Annotated in this window: 7 protein-coding genes; all 7 read left to right on the forward strand. The window is 73.8% G+C overall.

The window, feature by feature from the left end; translation table 11 throughout:
* Positions 1-485 (forward strand): phosphopantetheine-binding protein (locus tag ACWCSV_RS17185; RefSeq protein WP_451142947.1); only part of this gene is annotated, 485 nt, incomplete at its 5' end.
* Positions 482-1,261: a thioesterase II family protein gene (locus tag ACWCSV_RS17190; protein WP_451142949.1), complete on the forward strand. Its 780-nt coding sequence runs from the start codon at positions 482-484 to the stop codon at positions 1,259-1,261. The genes ACWCSV_RS17185 and ACWCSV_RS17190, both read left to right, overlap by 4 nt.
* 61 nt (positions 1,262-1,322) lie before the next feature.
* The gene (locus ACWCSV_RS17195) at positions 1,323-2,357 is read left to right on the forward strand and encodes a TauD/TfdA family dioxygenase (protein ID WP_451142951.1); all 1,035 of its coding nucleotides are present in this window, start codon (positions 1,323-1,325) and stop codon (positions 2,355-2,357) included.
* An 8-nt stretch (positions 2,358-2,365) separates the two neighbouring features.
* Positions 2,366-4,246 carry a non-ribosomal peptide synthetase gene (locus ACWCSV_RS17200; protein ID WP_451142953.1) on the forward strand — a complete coding sequence of 627 codons (1,881 nt, stop codon included), beginning with the start codon at positions 2,366-2,368 and terminating at the stop codon, positions 4,244-4,246.
* A 68-nt stretch (positions 4,247-4,314) separates the two neighbouring features.
* Positions 4,315-8,133, forward strand: coding sequence for a condensation domain-containing protein (locus tag ACWCSV_RS17205; RefSeq protein WP_451142955.1), 3,819 nt, complete (start codon positions 4,315-4,317; stop codon positions 8,131-8,133).
* Between the two features lie 177 nt (positions 8,134-8,310).
* Complete coding sequence (locus tag ACWCSV_RS17210) at positions 8,311-15,471, forward strand: amino acid adenylation domain-containing protein (protein WP_451142957.1); 7,161 nt, start codon at positions 8,311-8,313, stop codon at positions 15,469-15,471.
* Positions 15,468-15,683: an MbtH family protein gene (locus ACWCSV_RS17215; protein WP_451142959.1), complete on the forward strand. Its 216-nt coding sequence runs from the start codon at positions 15,468-15,470 to the stop codon at positions 15,681-15,683. The genes ACWCSV_RS17210 and ACWCSV_RS17215 overlap by 4 nt, the downstream gene beginning before the upstream one ends.
* The last annotated feature ends 145 nt before the right edge of the window (positions 15,684-15,828 follow it).

Consider the following 15,828-nt stretch of genomic DNA (forward strand, 5'->3'; position numbering starts at 1 on the left):
CATACATCGTCACCAACACCCCCACCCCCGACCTCGACGACATCCGCCGCCACCTCACCACCCGACTCCCCGAACACCTCATCCCCACCCACCTCGCCACCCTCGACAAACTCCCCCTCACCCCCAACGGCAAAATCGACAAACGCGCCCTCCCCGAACCCACCGCAGTCCAGTCGGGCGGTCGCGCCCCGCGCACCCCGCTCGAAGAGACCCTCGTCGCCCTCTTCACCCGCGCACTGGGTGTCGACGCCGCGCTGAGCATCGACGACGACTTCTTCCACCACGGCGGCCACTCCCTCCTCGCCGCCCGCCTCACCAACCACATCGCCGTGGCCCTCGACGTCCGGCTCACCGTCCGCGACGTCTTCCAGCACCCCACGCCCGCCCGGCTGGCCGCGCACATCAGCGCGCAGCAGACCGCGCCGGCCAAGAAGGCCCGGCCCACCCTCCGCCGTCGCACCGAGACAGAACGGATCCCCTCATGACCCCCTCCCCCGCACCCGAAGACGTCGTCTGGGACCTCCCCGGTGACACCCCGCACAGCCTGTCGCTGCTGGTGCTGCCGCACGCCGGGGGCAACGCCCACGCCTACGGCGGCTGGCGCGAGCACCTGCCGGCCGATGTGCGCCTGCTGATCGGCCAGTACCCGGGGCGCGGCGCCCGCTACTGCGAGGACCTGCCGGTGTCCGTGGACGACCTGGCGCAGCCCGTGGTGGAGTCGCTGCCGGCCGACACCGGCGAACTGGTGGTGTTCGGGCACAGCATGGGCTCCCTGGTGGCCTTCGAGGTGACCCGTGCCCTGCGGGCCGCCGGGCGCGCACCGCGCGGGCTGATCGCCTCCGCCTGCCGGGCGCCGGTGCTGCCCAACCAGTGCCCGGTGCATCCGGAGCGGCTGGACGACGACGAGCTGGTCGCCGCCATCAAGGCGCGCGGCGGCACGGACGACGGCATCCTCGACGACCCGGAGCTGCGCGAGATCGTTCTGCCGTCCATCCGGGCCGACTTCGCGATCGACGACGCCTACCGGTGCACCGCACCGGACACCCGGCTGGACTGCCGGGTCACCGTGTTCGGCGGGGACGCCGACCCGATCGTCCCGGAAGGCATGCTCGCCGGGTGGTCGCGGGTGGCCGGCCACGAGGTCGTCCCGCACGTGCTGCCCGGTGACCACTTCTACTTCCAGCAGGACCTCCGTGGCTTCTTCGACCGCCTGGTTCCGGTCCTGAACGCCCATCGCGACTCCGCCGCCGCCGCCGCGTAACCGCGCCGGCCGGCTCCGCGGAAACCCACCGAATACTCGCTCAGGGAAGAGGAAACCCACCATGACCGCTCTCGCCCAGCCGCCCGCCGCCACCGGTATCGCCGTCGTCCGGGAACCCGGCAAGCCGGCGATCGTCCACACACCGGAGTTCGCCACCATGGCGGAGGCCACCGCGTGGCTGACCTCCCAGCGGCCCGCGATCCAGGCGGAACTGCACCGCTCCGGTGCGGTCATGCTGCGCGGTCTGCCGGTGTCCGACGCGACGACGTTCGCCCGGGCGCGGGACGCGCTGATCGCGGAGCGGGCCGGCTACAAGGAGAAGGCGACCCCGCGCACCGACTTCGGGGAGGGCGTGTTCTCCTCGACCGACCTGCCGGCCGTCCAGCCCATCCGGCTCCACAACGAGAACAGCTACACCCTGGACTTCCCCGGCGTACTGCTCTTCGGCTGTGTCACCGCCCCCGAGACGGGTGGGGCCACCACCATCGGCGACATGCGCAGGGCCCTGGCCGAGCTGCCGCCGGAGCTGACCGCGCGGTTCGCGGAGGCCGGCTGGCTGCTGGTGCGCAACTACTCCGACCTGGCGGGCATGCCGTGGCGCAAGGCGTTCTCCGCCGACCGGCCCGAGGACGCCGAGGAGTACTGCGACGCGCACGCCATCGGCTGCGAGTGGCTGGACGAGGAGACCCTGCGTACGCGTCAGCGGCGTTCGGCCGTCATCTCGCACCCGGTGACCGGTGAGCGGGTCTGGTTCAACCACTTCGCGTTCTGGAACGCGCGGACTCTCGACGAGGACGTCCGCGAGGTGCTGATCGACACCTTCGGTGCGGACGGGCTGCCGTTCAACACCTACCTCGGTGACGGCACCGCCCTCTCCGACGCCGAGGTGGACGCCGTCAACGAGGTGTACCGGTCGGTGACCGTCCGGGAGACCTGGCAGGCGGGCGACCTGATGCTCGTCGACAACATCCTCTGCGCCCACGGCCGGGAGGCGTTCACCGGTGACCGGAAGATCCTCGTCGCCATGGGCGAGCCGGTGCCGCTGTCCGACTGCTCCCCGGCCTCCGCCCCCTCGACCACCCTGTACGGAAAGTGAGCCCCGCCATGACCGCCGTACTCCCCGAGCGCACCAGCGCCCTCGCCGTGACCGCCGTACTCCCCGAGCGCACCACCGCCCCCACCGCGGCCCACCCGGCGGGCTGCCCCTGCGAGGGGTGCGTCTCGGCCGGGACCGGCGCGGCCGACCTGATGGCCCGGCTCGCCGTCGTACCCGGTGACCGCACCGCCGTCGTCGCCGGCGGCCGGGAACTGAGCTTCGACCAGTTGCGCGAGCGGGCTTCGGCCTTCGCGGCGGGGCTGGCCCGGCTGGGCGCCGGGCCGGAGAGCGTCGTCGCCCTGTGCCTGCCGCGCGGCGCCGATCTGGTCACCGCGATCATCGGCACCCTCACGGCGGGGGCCGCCTATCTGCCGGTCGATCCGGCGCTCCCCGAGGAGCGGCGGCACATGCTCGTCGAGGACTCGGGCGCCGACCTGGTGGTCGCCGACCCAAGCGGCCCGGAGTTCCCCGGTCTCCGCACGGTCACGCCGGAGGAGCTGTCGGCGTCCGCGGGCGGGGCGGCCACCGCCTGGGCGTCGGTGGCGGTCGGCCCGGGCGCGCTCGCCTACGTCATCTACACCTCCGGCTCCACGGGCAGGCCCAAGGGTGTGGAGATAGGGCGCGGTGCGGCATCCCTGCTGCTGCGCGAGCTGGAGGAGGCGGGCGCCGCGGCCGGAGAGGGCCGGCGGGTGGGCTGGAACGCCTCACCGTCGTTCGACGCCTCGGTCCAGCAGTGGGTGCGGCTGTCGCGCGGCGACACGCTGGTGATGATCGACGAGGAGACCCGTCGCGACCCCGCCCTGCTGGCCGCCTTCGTCGATGCCCAGTGCCTCACCGATCTCGACATCACCCCGTCGCACGCGGACCCGCTCCTCGACCTGCTCACGCCGGACGGCGGTCCCCGCCCGCTGACCCTGCTCGTCGGGGGCGAGGCGATCGGTCCGGTGCTGTGGGACCGTCTGGTCGCCGCGCACCGCTCCGGTCTGCTGAACGCCGTGAACGTGTACGGCCCCACCGAGTGCACCGTCGACGCGACCGCAGGCTGGATCGACGAGCCGGGCGAGCCGCACATCGGGGCCGTGCTCCCGGGACTGCGGATGCGGTTGCTGGACGAGCGTCTGCTGCCGGTCGGCGAGGGCGGGGCGGGCGAGCTGTATCTGGCGGGCCCTAGGGTCGCCCGCGGCTACCGACGCAGCCCCGGCCTCACCGCCCAGCGTTTCGTCGCGGACCCGTTCGGCGCCCCGGGCGACCGCATGTACCGCACCGGGGACCGCTGCAGGCTGCTGCCGGACGGCCGCCTCGTGCACCTGGGACGGCTCGACGGCCAGGTGAAGCTGCGCGGCCACCGCATCGAGGTGCAGGAGATCGAAGCGGTCCTGAGCCGGGCCGGTGGCGCCGCCGAGGCAGCTGTGATCCTGGGAGAGGACGCCGGGGGGAACCCGTGCCTGATCGCCTATCACCGGGGCGGGGACGCCACCGCGCTGCGTGCCGCCGCGGCGGCCGTGCTGCCGGCCTACATGACGCCGTCCGCCTTCGTCGCCGTCGACCGGTTCGCGACGACCCCCAGCGGCAAGCTCGACCGCTCCGCACTGCCGGCCCGGATCGAGGCGACCGGAACCACCGGGGCCGTGCTGCGGGCCGAGGGCATCGAGGGGCGGGCCGAGGAGCTGATCGCCCGGGTCTGGGCGCACGTCCTGGGCGCGGCGTCGATCGGCCCCGACGACAACTTCTTCAAGCTGGGCGGCCATTCACTGCTCGCCATCAAGCTGGTCTCCCGCGTCCGGGCCGAGCTCTCCCTGGCCCTGCCGGTGAAGGCGGTCTACGCCCACCCGAAGCTGCGCGACCTCGCCGCCCACATCGAGGAGTTGCTGGCCTCGCAGGATGGCTGAGTTCCGACTCCCTCCCGCCACCGGCCCGTACGTCCACCCGCCCCCGCCCTCCCCGAGGAGCAGCAACCGTGATCCCCCTCTCGTACGCCCAGCACCGGCTGTGGTTCCTGAACCGTCTCGAAGGCGCGTCGGCCGCCTACAACGCGCCCGTCGTGCTGCGGCTGGAGGCGGTCCCCGACCGGCCGGCGCTGGAGGCGGCGGTGCGTGACGTGGTGGAACGCCACGAGGTGCTCCGCACGGTCTACCTGACCGACGACGGGGAGCCGTACCAGCACATCGTCGGCGATCCCGACGTGCGGCTGGAGACCGAGGAGTGCGCCCCCGGCGACGATGTGGACGCGCGGGTCACCGCCTTCGTGCGCCTCCCCTTCGACGTCACCCGCGACCTGCCGCTACGGGCCCGGTTGTTCGCCGTGCACGACGGGACCGCCGTCCTGGTCCTGCTGGTGCACCACATCGCCACCGACGGCTGGTCCGTCAACTGCCTGCTCACCGACCTCGACCGGGCCTACCGGGCCCGCGCCGAGGGCCGCGCCCCCGGATGGGAACCACTGCCCGTCCAGTACGCGGACTACGCGCTGTGGCAGCGGGACATGCTCGGAGACCCCGGCGATCCCGACAGCACGGCCCATGAGCAGCTCGCCCACTGGCGGGCGGAGCTGGACGGAGTACCGGCCGCGACCCGGCTGCCCGCCGACCGTCCCCGTCCCACCGAGCCCAGCCATCGGGGTGCGGTGGTCACCGACCGCCTCGGTGCCGGCGCCCACAAGGCGCTCGCCGGCATCGCCCGCACCCGGCGTGCGACGTTCTTCATGACCGCCCGGGCCGCTCTCTGCGTCGCCCTGCGGGCGGCCGGGGCGCAGCCGGACGTGGTGGTGGGGACGCCCGTCGCCGGCCGGCCCGAGGAGGATCTGCACGACCTCGTCGGCTTCTTCGTCAACTCGCTCGCTCTGCGTGCCGACCTGTCCGCCGACCCAGACCTCGGCACGCTTCTCGACCAGGTCCGCGAGCGGGACCTGGCCGCCATGGCCCACGAGGACCTGCCGTTCGACCTGCTGGTCGAGAACCTCGCCCCGGAGCGGTCCCTAGGCCTGCACCCCTTCTTCCAGGTGATGCTCACCACGCAGACCGCACAGGACACCACCTGCCGTCTCGGTGCCGTATCCGGCACCCTCGACGCCGCGGACCTGGCCACCGCCAAGTTCGACCTGAGTTTCAACTGTGCCGAGACGTACCGCCCGGACGGCGAACCCGACGGAGTGCTGCTCGGCCTCCAGTACGCGACCGACCGCTACGACGAGGAGACGGCTCGCCTGCTCCTCACCCTGTTCCGACGGGCGCTGGACGCGTACGCCGAGCAGCCGGCCGGCACACCCGTCAGCCGGACCGGTCTGCTCTCCGACACGGAGCGCGAGGCCCTCGACCGCCGTCACGAGGCCCTCACCCGGGCCGAACGGCGGAACGCCGCCACCCCCGGCGAACCGCGTGACGGCGGGAAGGCGCGCACCCGTTCCGCGGCAGACCCCCGCGAGGAGATCCTTCGCGGCCTGTTCGCCGAGGTGCTGGGGCGGGACGAGGTGGGCCCCGGCGACAGCTTCTTCAAGCTGGGCGGGCACTCGCTGCTCGCCGGGAAGCTCACCAACCGCATCCGCAAGGCGCTGGGTGTCCAGGCCGCCATCCGTGACATCTTCCTGGCGCCCACCCCGGCCGGGCTGCTGCGGCGTCTCGCCGAGCAGGGCGACGGGCCCCTGAGGCCGCAGCTGCGGCCGGTGCCCGCCGCGCTGCGGCCCGAACGGCTGCCGCTGTCCGCCGCCCAGCAGCGGCTCTGGTTCGTCGGCCAGATGGAGGGGCCGAGCGCCACCTACAACATCCCGGTGGTGACCCGGCTGCACCGCCCGGTCGGCCGGGGCGCCTTCGCCGCCGCCCTCGCCGACGTGGTACGACGGCACGAGGTACTGCGCACGGTGCACAGGTCGGCCGGAGGTGAGCCGTACCAGGAGGTGCTGGAGCACGCCGAACCCGTCCTCGAAGTGGTGCGGGCGGACGGGCCGGACGAACTGCGCGCCGCCGTGGACGCCGCGGCCGGTCATGTCTTCGACCTCGCGGAGGAGATCCCCTTCCGGGCCTGGCTCCTGGAGGACGCCGCCGGGGACCAGGTGATGGTGCTGCTGGTGCACCACATCGCCGGTGACGGGTGGTCCACCGGCTGCCTCCTCGCGGATCTCGCCGCCGCCTACGCGGCCCGCGCCGAGGGCCGGGCCCCCGGATGGCTGCCGCTGCCCGTCCAGTACGCCGACTACACCCTCTGGCAGCACGAGCTGCTCGACGGCGAACACGGCGTCGCCGCCGAACAGCTGGCGTACTGGCGCACAGCGCTCGACGGGATACCGCCGCTGCTCGCCCTGCCCACCGACCGGCCCCGCCTGCCCGAACCGGACGGCAAGGGCGCGCTCGCCCAGTTCGAGGTGAGCGCCGACATCCACCGGGCGCTGCTGCGACTGGCCCGGCACCAGGGGGCCACCCTGTTCATGGTGGTGCAGGCCGCTCTCGCCGCCCTCCTCACCCGGCACGGCGCGGGCGACGACCTGGCGATCGGCACCACCGTGGCCGGCCGGACCGACGAGGCGCTGGATCCGCTCGTCGGGTTCTTCGTCAATACGCTGGTGCTGCGCACCGACTCCTCGGGCGACCCGGCCCTCGCCGAGCTGGTGCGCCGGGTCCGCGACGCGGACCTGGCCGCCTACAGCCACCAGGACCTGCCGTTCGACCGGCTGGTCGAACACCTGAGTCCGCACCGGTCGACGGCGCACGCACCGCTCGTGCAGGTGATGCTCCAGGTGAACGCGGCGGGGTCGGACGACGCCTCCGCCGCCCCGTCGGCCCTGGACGGCGAGCCGGTGGTCGTCCCGGGCACCGGAGCCAAGTCCGACCTGACCTTCGCGCTCACCGAGACCGCCGGCCCGGACGGGACACGGGCCGGTCTGCGAGGTGTCCTGGAGTACGCCACCGCGCTGTACGACGCGGACACCGCCCGCCTGCTGACCAGGCGTCTCGCCGAGACTCTCGAAGCGTTCGCCGACGACGCCGGGGCTCCGCTCTCCGGCCTGCGCTACGGGGAGCCCGCGCCCGGGGACGGTCCGGCTGTGGTCCTCGACGCGCAGGGGCGCCGCACCGCCGTCCGCGTCCCGGGAGAAGTGCACGAGCCTGCTCCCGGTGGCGGGCTGCTCGCCACCGGGCGGCGCGCCTACCGGAGCGCGGACGGTGCCCTCCGGCCGGTCGCCGTCCACACCGTCCACGGCTACCCGGTCGAGCCGGGCCACGTGGAGAGCGTCCTCGTCCGGCACCCGGCGGTGACCGGTGCGCGGGCCCTCGTCCGCGACGGCCGGCTCCTCGTCTTCGTCACCTGCGCCCCGGGGACACCACCGGCCGAGAGCACGCTGCTCGGCTGGGCGGCGGAGCGGCTGCCCGAGTACCTGGCGCCGGCCCGGGTGATCAGGACGGCCTGGCTGCCGGCGCCCGGTGAGGACCCGGCCGTCGTGGAGGAGGCCGCGCCCGCGCCGGGCGGCGGGACCGACGCACGGCTGCTCGGCATCTTCCGCGAAGTGCTGGGGGGCCGTGACATCGAAGCCGGAGACAACTTCTTCAAGTCCGGCGGCCACTCGCTGCTGGCGGTGCGTCTGCTGAACCGCATCCGCACCGAATTCGGGCAGGACCTCACCCTGCGGGACGTGTTCCGCAACCCGACCGCGGCCGGTCTGTCCCGGCGTCTCGCCGGTGCCGTCGCCGACGCGATCGAGCCTGAGGACGCGGGGCCCGCCCCGGCGGACCGGCGCAGGGCCGCCCCGGCCCTGCGCCGCCGCACCCGGGCGGGCGCCCGCCGGGGATGAACGACCCGCGGTGGCGAGCGGGGGCTCGGAGCGGCAGCTCCGCGCCCCCGCTTTCTGCCGCTCCGAGCTGCCGGGCCGACTGCCTCGGGAGAGCGTCCCGGGCCCCTAGCGTGGGGGCACGGAGGCGAGAGGAACCGTTCGCCCCGGTCCCTCGCATCGACAGAAGGAAAGCCCAGGATGCCTCCCATCGGAACGGAAGACCTGCTGGACGGCGGTCCCTCTCCCTCGGACGCCCGTCCGGTGCTCGATCTCATCGCGCGTCATGCGCGCACCCGGCCCGACGCGGTGGCCCTGGTGCACGGCGGCACCGCCCTGACCTACGGCCGGCTCGCCGACGCCGTACGGCAACGTGCCCGGGTCCTGGTCGACGAGGGCGCCGCCCCCGGCCGCCTGGTCGCCCTGCACCGGCCGCGCGGGATCGATGCCGTCGTCGGCCTCCTGGCCGTCCTCAGCACCGGTGCCGCCTATCTCCCTCTCGACGTCCAGGCCCCCGACGCACGCAACGAGGCCATCCTCGAGGCCTGCTGCGGAAGCCTGGCGCCCGTGCCCGCCGAGGTGGCCCGCAGCGGCGAGCTCGTCCTCCCGGGTCCCGGCGCTCCGGCCGGGGCCGCCTACGTGATCTACACGTCCGGGTCCACGGGCACCCCCAACGGTGTCGTCGTCGCCCACGACTCGCTCGCGCACTTCATAGCGGGCGCCACCCCCGCGTACGGCGTCGGTCCCGCCTCCCGCGTCCTGCAGTTCTCCCCTCTCCACTTCGACGCCAGTGTCCAGGAACTGTTCACCACCCTCGGGGCGGGCGGCACCCTGGTCCTGCGTACGGACGAGATGCTCGACGTACGCGATCTGCTCGCCGGCTGCGCCCACCACGGCATCACTCTGCTCGACCTGCCGGCCGCCTACTGGCACGAGCTCGTCCACGTCCTCACCACCGGCTCGGTCACCCTCCCCGCGTGCCTGGAGACCGTGATCATCTACGGGGAGGCGGCACTGCCCGAGCGGGTCGCCCAGTGGCGCGAGCTCACCGGTGAACGGGTCCGGCTGCTCAACGCGTACGGGCCCACCGAGACCACGGTGGTCGCCACGGTCGCCGACCTCACCCGCCACGGTGACGGCCCCGTCCCCATCGGGCGCCCCCTGCCGGGCGTGCGCGCGGCCGTCGTCTCCGGTGAACTCTGGCTGCTCGGCGGGGGTCTGTCCCGGGGTTACCTGGGCAACCCCGGGCTGAACGCCCGCCGCTTCACGGAACTCGGCGGCGAGCGCGCCTACCGCACCGGTGACCTGGTCACCATCGGCGAGGACCGTCAGATCCTCTACCACGGCCGCCTCGACGACGAGGTGAAGATCGGCGGGCAGCGCATCGACCCCGCCGCCGTGGATTCGGTCCTGTCGGGCCATCCCAAGGTCCGCGAGGCCGCCACCGTCGCCCAGCAGGACTCCGACGGCGTCAAGCGGCTCGTCGCGTTCGTCGTCACCGAGGGCGGCGTGGGGCCTGAGGAACTGCGCGGTCTGGTGCGGGAGCGCATGCCCGCCGCGGCCGTTCCGGCCGCCGTCTCCGTCGTCGCCGCCCTGCCCCGTACCAGCTCCGGGAAGATCGACCGCAAGGTGCTGAGGACCACGGACCCGCGCCTGTCCGTCGTGCACGAGGACCCGCTGCCCGCCGAGGACCGGGTGCTGCTCTCCCATGCCCAGCGACGGCTGTGGCTGCTCGACCAGCTCGAAGGCCCCTCCTGCGCGTACAACATGCCGATCGTGCTGGAACTCGACGGTGCGCCGGACCGTGCGGCGCTCGCCGCCGCGGTCACCGACCTCGCCGAACGCCACGAGGTGCTGCGTACCGTCTTCCTGTCGCCCGGGAGCGAGCCCTACCAGCACGTCCTCGCCGCCTCGACGGTCCGCACCCGAACCGTCGAGTGCCCGTACGACGAACTCCACGCGCGAGTGTCCGAGTTCACGTCCGAGACCTTCGACCTCTCCCGCGAACTACCGGTGCGCGTGGCGCTGTTCGTACCCGAGGGCCGGACCGGACCGGGACCGGCGGCCGTGCTGGCCGTCCTGCTCCACCACGTCGCGGGGGACGGCTGGTCCCTGGCCCCTCTGATGAACGACCTGGCCGCCGCCTACGCGGCCCGCGTTCTGGGCCGCACCCCCGAACAGGATCCGCTTCCCGTCCAGTACGCCGACTACACCCTCTGGCAGAACGAGGTCCTCGGCACCGCCGACGATCCTGAGTCGGCCGTGTCGCGCGGGCTCGCCCACTGGCGGACCGCGCTCGCCGGTCTGCCGGCCGTGACCGACCTGCCGCTGGACCGCCCCCGCCCCCATGTGCCGGACCACCGCGGCGGCCTGGTCACCACGCACCTCGGACCGGACGCGCACGCGCGCCTCGTCCGGCTCGCCGACTCGCGGGGCGCGAGCATGCTCATGGTCCTCCAGGCGGCCCTCGCCCTGGCCCTGCGCGCGGCCGGCTGCGGCGACCGGGCAGCCGTCGGAACCCCGGTCGCGGGCCGCGACGACGAAGCGCTCGGCGCGCTGGTCGGCTTCTTCGTCAACACCCTCGTCCTGCCGACCGACACCTCCGGCGACCCGTCCTTCACCGAACTGCTGGAACGGGTCCGTGACACCGACCTCGCCGCCTACGCCCACCAGGACATCCCCTTCGACCTCCTGGTCGAGCACCTGAACCCGCCGCGCACACCCGGTGTGCACCCGCTCTTCCAGACGATGCTCACCCTGCGCACCGCTGCCCCGGACGACGCACCCCCCTTCGCCTTCGGAGGCCTGACCGGCACCTTCAGGGCGGACGGCCCCACGACCACCAAGTTCGACCTCACCGCCGCGTGCGTGGAGCACCGGGGGGCGGACGGCACTCCGGCAGGTCTCGAACTGGGGATGGAGTACGCGCGGGACATCTTCGACGAGGGGACCGCCCGCCTTCTCCTGAACGCCCTGGAGCAGGCCCTGCGCACGGGCGCCGACCGGCCCGCGGCGCCCGTCGCGGACACCGCGCTGCTCGGCGCCGGGGACCGCCGGTCCCTCGACGACCGCCGTGCGCGCACCGCGGCCCGCGCGGCCCGGGAAGCAGTCGCCGCCCAGGCTGCCGCGCGGACCGGCGACGGGGCGGACGCGGAACACGTCGACGCGCTGAGGGAGATGTTCGCCGAGATCCTGGGCCTGGACCGGGTGGGCCCGCACGAGGGGTTCTTCACGATCGGCGGTCACTCCATGAGCGGGGTGCGCCTCGCCAACCGGATACGCGCCCGTCTGGGTGCCGACATCCATGTGCGCGACCTGCTGCTGGCTCCGACCCCGGCCGCCCTCGCCCGTCGTATCGCGGACGCCCGCGGCTCCGGGGGCGCCGAGCCCGGGACGCCGCCCGCGCTGACCGCCCGCACCGCCCGGCCGAAGCGGCTGCCGCTCTCGTACGCGCAGCGCCGGCTCTGGTTCATCGACACGCTCGAAGGCCCCAGCGCCTCCTACAACATCCCGCTGGTGCTGCGTCCCGCCGAACCCCTCGACGCCGAGGTCCTGGCCCTGGCCCTGGCCGACCTGACGGAGCGCCACGAGGTGCTGCGTACCCGCTACCCGTCGGTCGGGGGCGAACCGCACCAGGAGGTCCTCGACGCCGCACGGCCCGTACTCGACGTCCGCACCGTCCCGGCCGAGCAGTTCCAGGCCGCGGTCGCCGCCGCCGCGGGGCACGTCTTCGACCTCGCGGAGGAGATCCCGCTGCGGGCCGCTCTGCTCGCCCCGGACGACGGCGGCGACCGGCTCCTGGTCCTGGTCGTCCACCACATCGCCGCCGACGGCTGGTCCACCGGCCCCCTCCTGGCCGACCTGTCCACCGCCTGTGCGGCCCGGGCCGGGGGTCACGCACCCGACTGGGAGCCGCTTCCGGTCCAGTACGCCGACTACACCCTCTGGCAGCGGGAACTGCTGGACGGCCCGGCCGCCCGGGAGCACCTCGCGTTCTGGGAGCGGGCTCTCGCCGGCGCTCCGCCGGTGCTCCAGCTGCCGGCCGCCCGCCCGCGTCCGGCGGAGGCCACCCACCGGGGCGGCCACGCCCCGCTCTCCGTCGACGCGGCCACCCACCAGGCGCTGGAGGAGATGGCCCGGCGCAGCGGCGCCACCCTGCTCATGGTCCTGCAGGCAGCCCTGGCCGCCGTACTCACCCGCCACGGCGCGGGCACCGATCTGCCGCTCGCCACCATGACGGCGGGCCGGGACGACGAGGCCCTGAGCGATCTGGTCGGCTTCTTCGTCAACACCCTCGTTCTGCGTACCGACACTTCCGGCGACCCTGCCTTCGTCGAACTGCTGGAACGGGTCCGCGACGCCGACCTGGCCGCCTACGCCCACCAGGGCATCCCCTTCGACCGGATCGTGGAGCATCTGAATCCGGTCCGCAGCACCGCCCACCACCCGCTGGCCCAGATCGTCGTACAGCTCCACCACGACTACACCGCACGCGTCGGTGACGGCCCGGTACCGCGGGCCGAACCCGCCCTGCTGGAGACGCTGTCCACCAAGTTCGACCTGACCCTGGCCCTGTCGGAGCGACGCGACGAGGAGGGCCGGCGGGCCGGACTCGTGGGCGGTCTGGAGTACGCCACCGACCTGTTCGACTCCGCGACGGCCGCCCTGCTCGCGGCACACGTCGAGCGGTTGCTGCGTGTCGCCGCCGACGACCCCGGGGTGCGTATCGGCGACGCGGACCTGCTCACCGCCGCCGAACGGTTCCGGCTGGTGGCGGAGTACAACGACACGGCCACCGTCACACGGGACCGGGCCACCGTCCACGAGGCGATCGCCCGCCGGGCCGCGCTCACACCCGCGGCACCCGCCCTGATCAGCGACGGGGAGAACCTCTCCTACGGCGAACTCGACTCCCGTGCTGAGGGCTTGTCCGCCCGGATGACAGCGGCCGGGGTGCGCGGGGGCGACGTCGTCGGGGTGCTGCTGGAGCGTGGCGTGCCGCTGGTGGTGACGGCGCTCGCCGTCCTCAAGTGCGGCGCCGCCTACCTTCCGCTGGACCCGGGGCTGCCCGGGGTCCGCGTCCGCATGATGACCGAGGACGCCGGGGTCCGTCTCGTCACCACGGTCGCCGAACATGCGGGAATGGTGGCGTCGCCCGGGAGTTCCGCCCCTTCGGTGCTCCTCATCGACGGGCCCGCCCCGGAGGCCGGGCCGGCGGAGCGGCGGGACGTGGCGGTCGGCGGGGACGACCTGATGTACGTGATGTTCACGTCCGGATCGACCGGCCGCCCCAAGGGCGTGGGTGTCACCCACCGCAATGTGACCGAGCTCGCCGCGGACCGGGACACCGCGGCCGGCGCCGCCGGCCGGATGCTGGTCCACTCCGCGACCGGGTTCGACGCCTCCGTCTTCGAGATCTGGGTGCCGCTCCTGAACGGCGGCAGTCTGGTGGTCATGCGGGGCGACGGCACCGACCTCGCCGAGACCGGCCGTACCGTCCGTGAACACGGCGTCACCGCCGCCTACTTCACGGTGGGGCTGTTCCATGTGATGGCCGACGAGGCGCTGGACACGCTCCGGCTGCTGCGCGAGGTGTGGACGGGCGGCGACGTCGCGTCGCCGACGGCCGTCCAGCGGGTCCTGACGCACTGCCCGGACACCGTACTGGTCCACTCGTACGGCCCGACCGAGACGACCTTCGCCTCGCACAACCAGTGGCTCACGGGCGGCCGGAGCGCCCTCGGCGACAGCGGGCTGCATCTGGGCCGCCCGATGGACAACACCCGCAGCCACGTGCTCGACGAGGCGCTACGGCCCGTGCCGCCGGGGGTGCCGGGCGAGTTGTACATCGCCGGCTCACACCTGGCGCGCGGCTACCTCGGGCGTCCCGATCTGACCGCCGAGCGGTTCCTCCCCGACCCGTTCGAAGCCGACGGCAGCCGGATGTACCGGACGGGCGACCGCGTCGTGTGGACGCCGGACGGCGAGCTGCGGTTCCTGGGCCGCGCGGACGGCCAGGTCAAGCTGCGCGGCGTGCGGATCGAGCCCGGGGAGGTGGAACACGCGCTCGCCGCCCACCCCTCGGTCGGCCAGGCCCTCGTCGTCGTCCGGGAGGACCGGCCCGGCGACCGGAGCCTCGTCGGGTACGCGGTACCGCGCGCCGGGAGCACGGTCACGGAGGCGGAACTCCTCACCCTGGCCCGCGCCTCGCTGCCCGGACACCTGGTGCCTTCAGCGGTGGTCGTCCTGGACGCCCTCCCGCTGACCTTCAACGGCAAGCCGGACCGCCGGGCGCTGCCCGCGCCGGACCGCCCGGCCGTGTCCCACCGCGCGCCGCGCAACGCCCGGGAGGAGGTGCTGTGCGGGCTGTTCGCCGAGATCCTGGGGGTGCCGGGGGTCGGCCTGGACGACAACTTCTTCGCCCTGGGCGGTCATTCGCTGCTCGGCGTACGCCTGGTGAGCCGGGTGCGCTCCGTACTGGGCGTCGACCGGACGGTCCGCGACCTGTTCCGGTCGCCGACCCCGGCCGGGCTGCTCGACCCGCACGACCACGACGGCGCGGCCGGCGCCATGGACGTCCTGCTCCCGCTCGACGACCGCGGCTCCCTGCGCCCGCTGTTCTGCGTACACCCCGGCACCGGGGTCGGCTGGTCCTACGCCGGTCTCGCCCGTCATCTGGGCGAGGACCAGCCGCTGTACGCGCTCCAGGCCCGCGCGCTCAGCGAACCCGGTTACCGCCCGCGCACCGTCGAGGAGATGGCCGACGACTACCTGGAGCGCATCCGGCAGGTCCAGCCCTGGGGGCCCTACCGGCTGCTCGGCTGGTCCTTCGGTGGCATCGTCGCCCACACCATGGCCGTGCGGCTGCGCGCGGCCGGCCAGCGGGTCGAACTCCTGGCGCTGATGGACGTGCACCAGACCGGCCCCGGCAGCGTGTCGGTCCTGCCGCCCGAGGAACGGGCGGCGGCCTCCGGGACGCTCCACGAGGACGACACGCCCGCGGTGGTGGAGCGCTTGCGCCGCGAGGACCCCGTCCTCGGCGGCTTCAGCACCGAGGAGGTGCGGGCCGTGCTGCGCGCATCCCGGACCCACGCGGCCCTCATGGCCCGGCACACACCCGGCGTCGCCGACACCGGTGCGGTCTTCTTCACGGCCCGCAGACCCGGTGAACCGGAAGGCGCGCTGGCCGCCACCTGGAACGCGTTCCTGGAGGGGCCGGTCGAGAACCACACCGTGGAATTCGACCATCTGCGGATGGCCGAGGAAAAACCGCTCGCGCACATCGGAAGAATCATCGCGGAGAAACTCTCCGAACTGCAGGATAAGAACCTGCGGGAAAACGAAACGAGGAGTTATTCATGAGCGACAACGTGAACCCTTTCGACGACTCCGAGGGTGCCTTCCACGTCGTGGTGAACGACGAGGGCCAGCACGCCCTGTGGCCCGCGTTCGCCGACGTCCCGGCCGGCTGGACCAGTGTGTGGGGGCCCGGAGAACGCTCCGGGGCGCTGGAGTACATCACCGCCAACTGGACCGACATCCGCCCCCGGAGCCTGGTCGCCCAGTACGCCTGACAGCCCGTCCCGACCCCGTGCCGCGCCCCGCAGATCCTGCGGGGCGCGGCCCTTTCGTGCGCCTCACGGAACAAGGTGGGGCAGCGGGACGGAGAACATCCGTGGAACGCCCCCTCCCGGGAGGCGACCGGGGGAACTTCCGGAC

Source organism: Streptomyces sp. NPDC001770 (genome assembly GCF_053596135.1).

Bases quoted from the DNA above. Each gene is read 5' to 3' on its own strand.
- ACWCSV_RS17200 (WP_451142953.1), top strand. From the start codon at position 2,366: ATGACCGCCGTACTCCCCGAGCGCACCAGCGCCCTCGCCGTGACCGCC.
- ACWCSV_RS17210 (WP_451142957.1), top strand. From the start codon at position 8,311: ATGCCTCCCATCGGAACGGAAGACCTGCTGGACGGCGGTCCCTCTCCC.
- ACWCSV_RS17215 (WP_451142959.1), top strand. From the start codon at position 15,468: ATGAGCGACAACGTGAACCCTTTCGACGACTCCGAGGGTGCCTTCCAC.
- ACWCSV_RS17195 (WP_451142951.1), top strand. From the start codon at position 1,323: ATGACCGCTCTCGCCCAGCCGCCCGCCGCCACCGGTATCGCCGTCGTC.
- ACWCSV_RS17190 (WP_451142949.1), top strand. From the start codon at position 482: ATGACCCCCTCCCCCGCACCCGAAGACGTCGTCTGGGACCTCCCCGGT.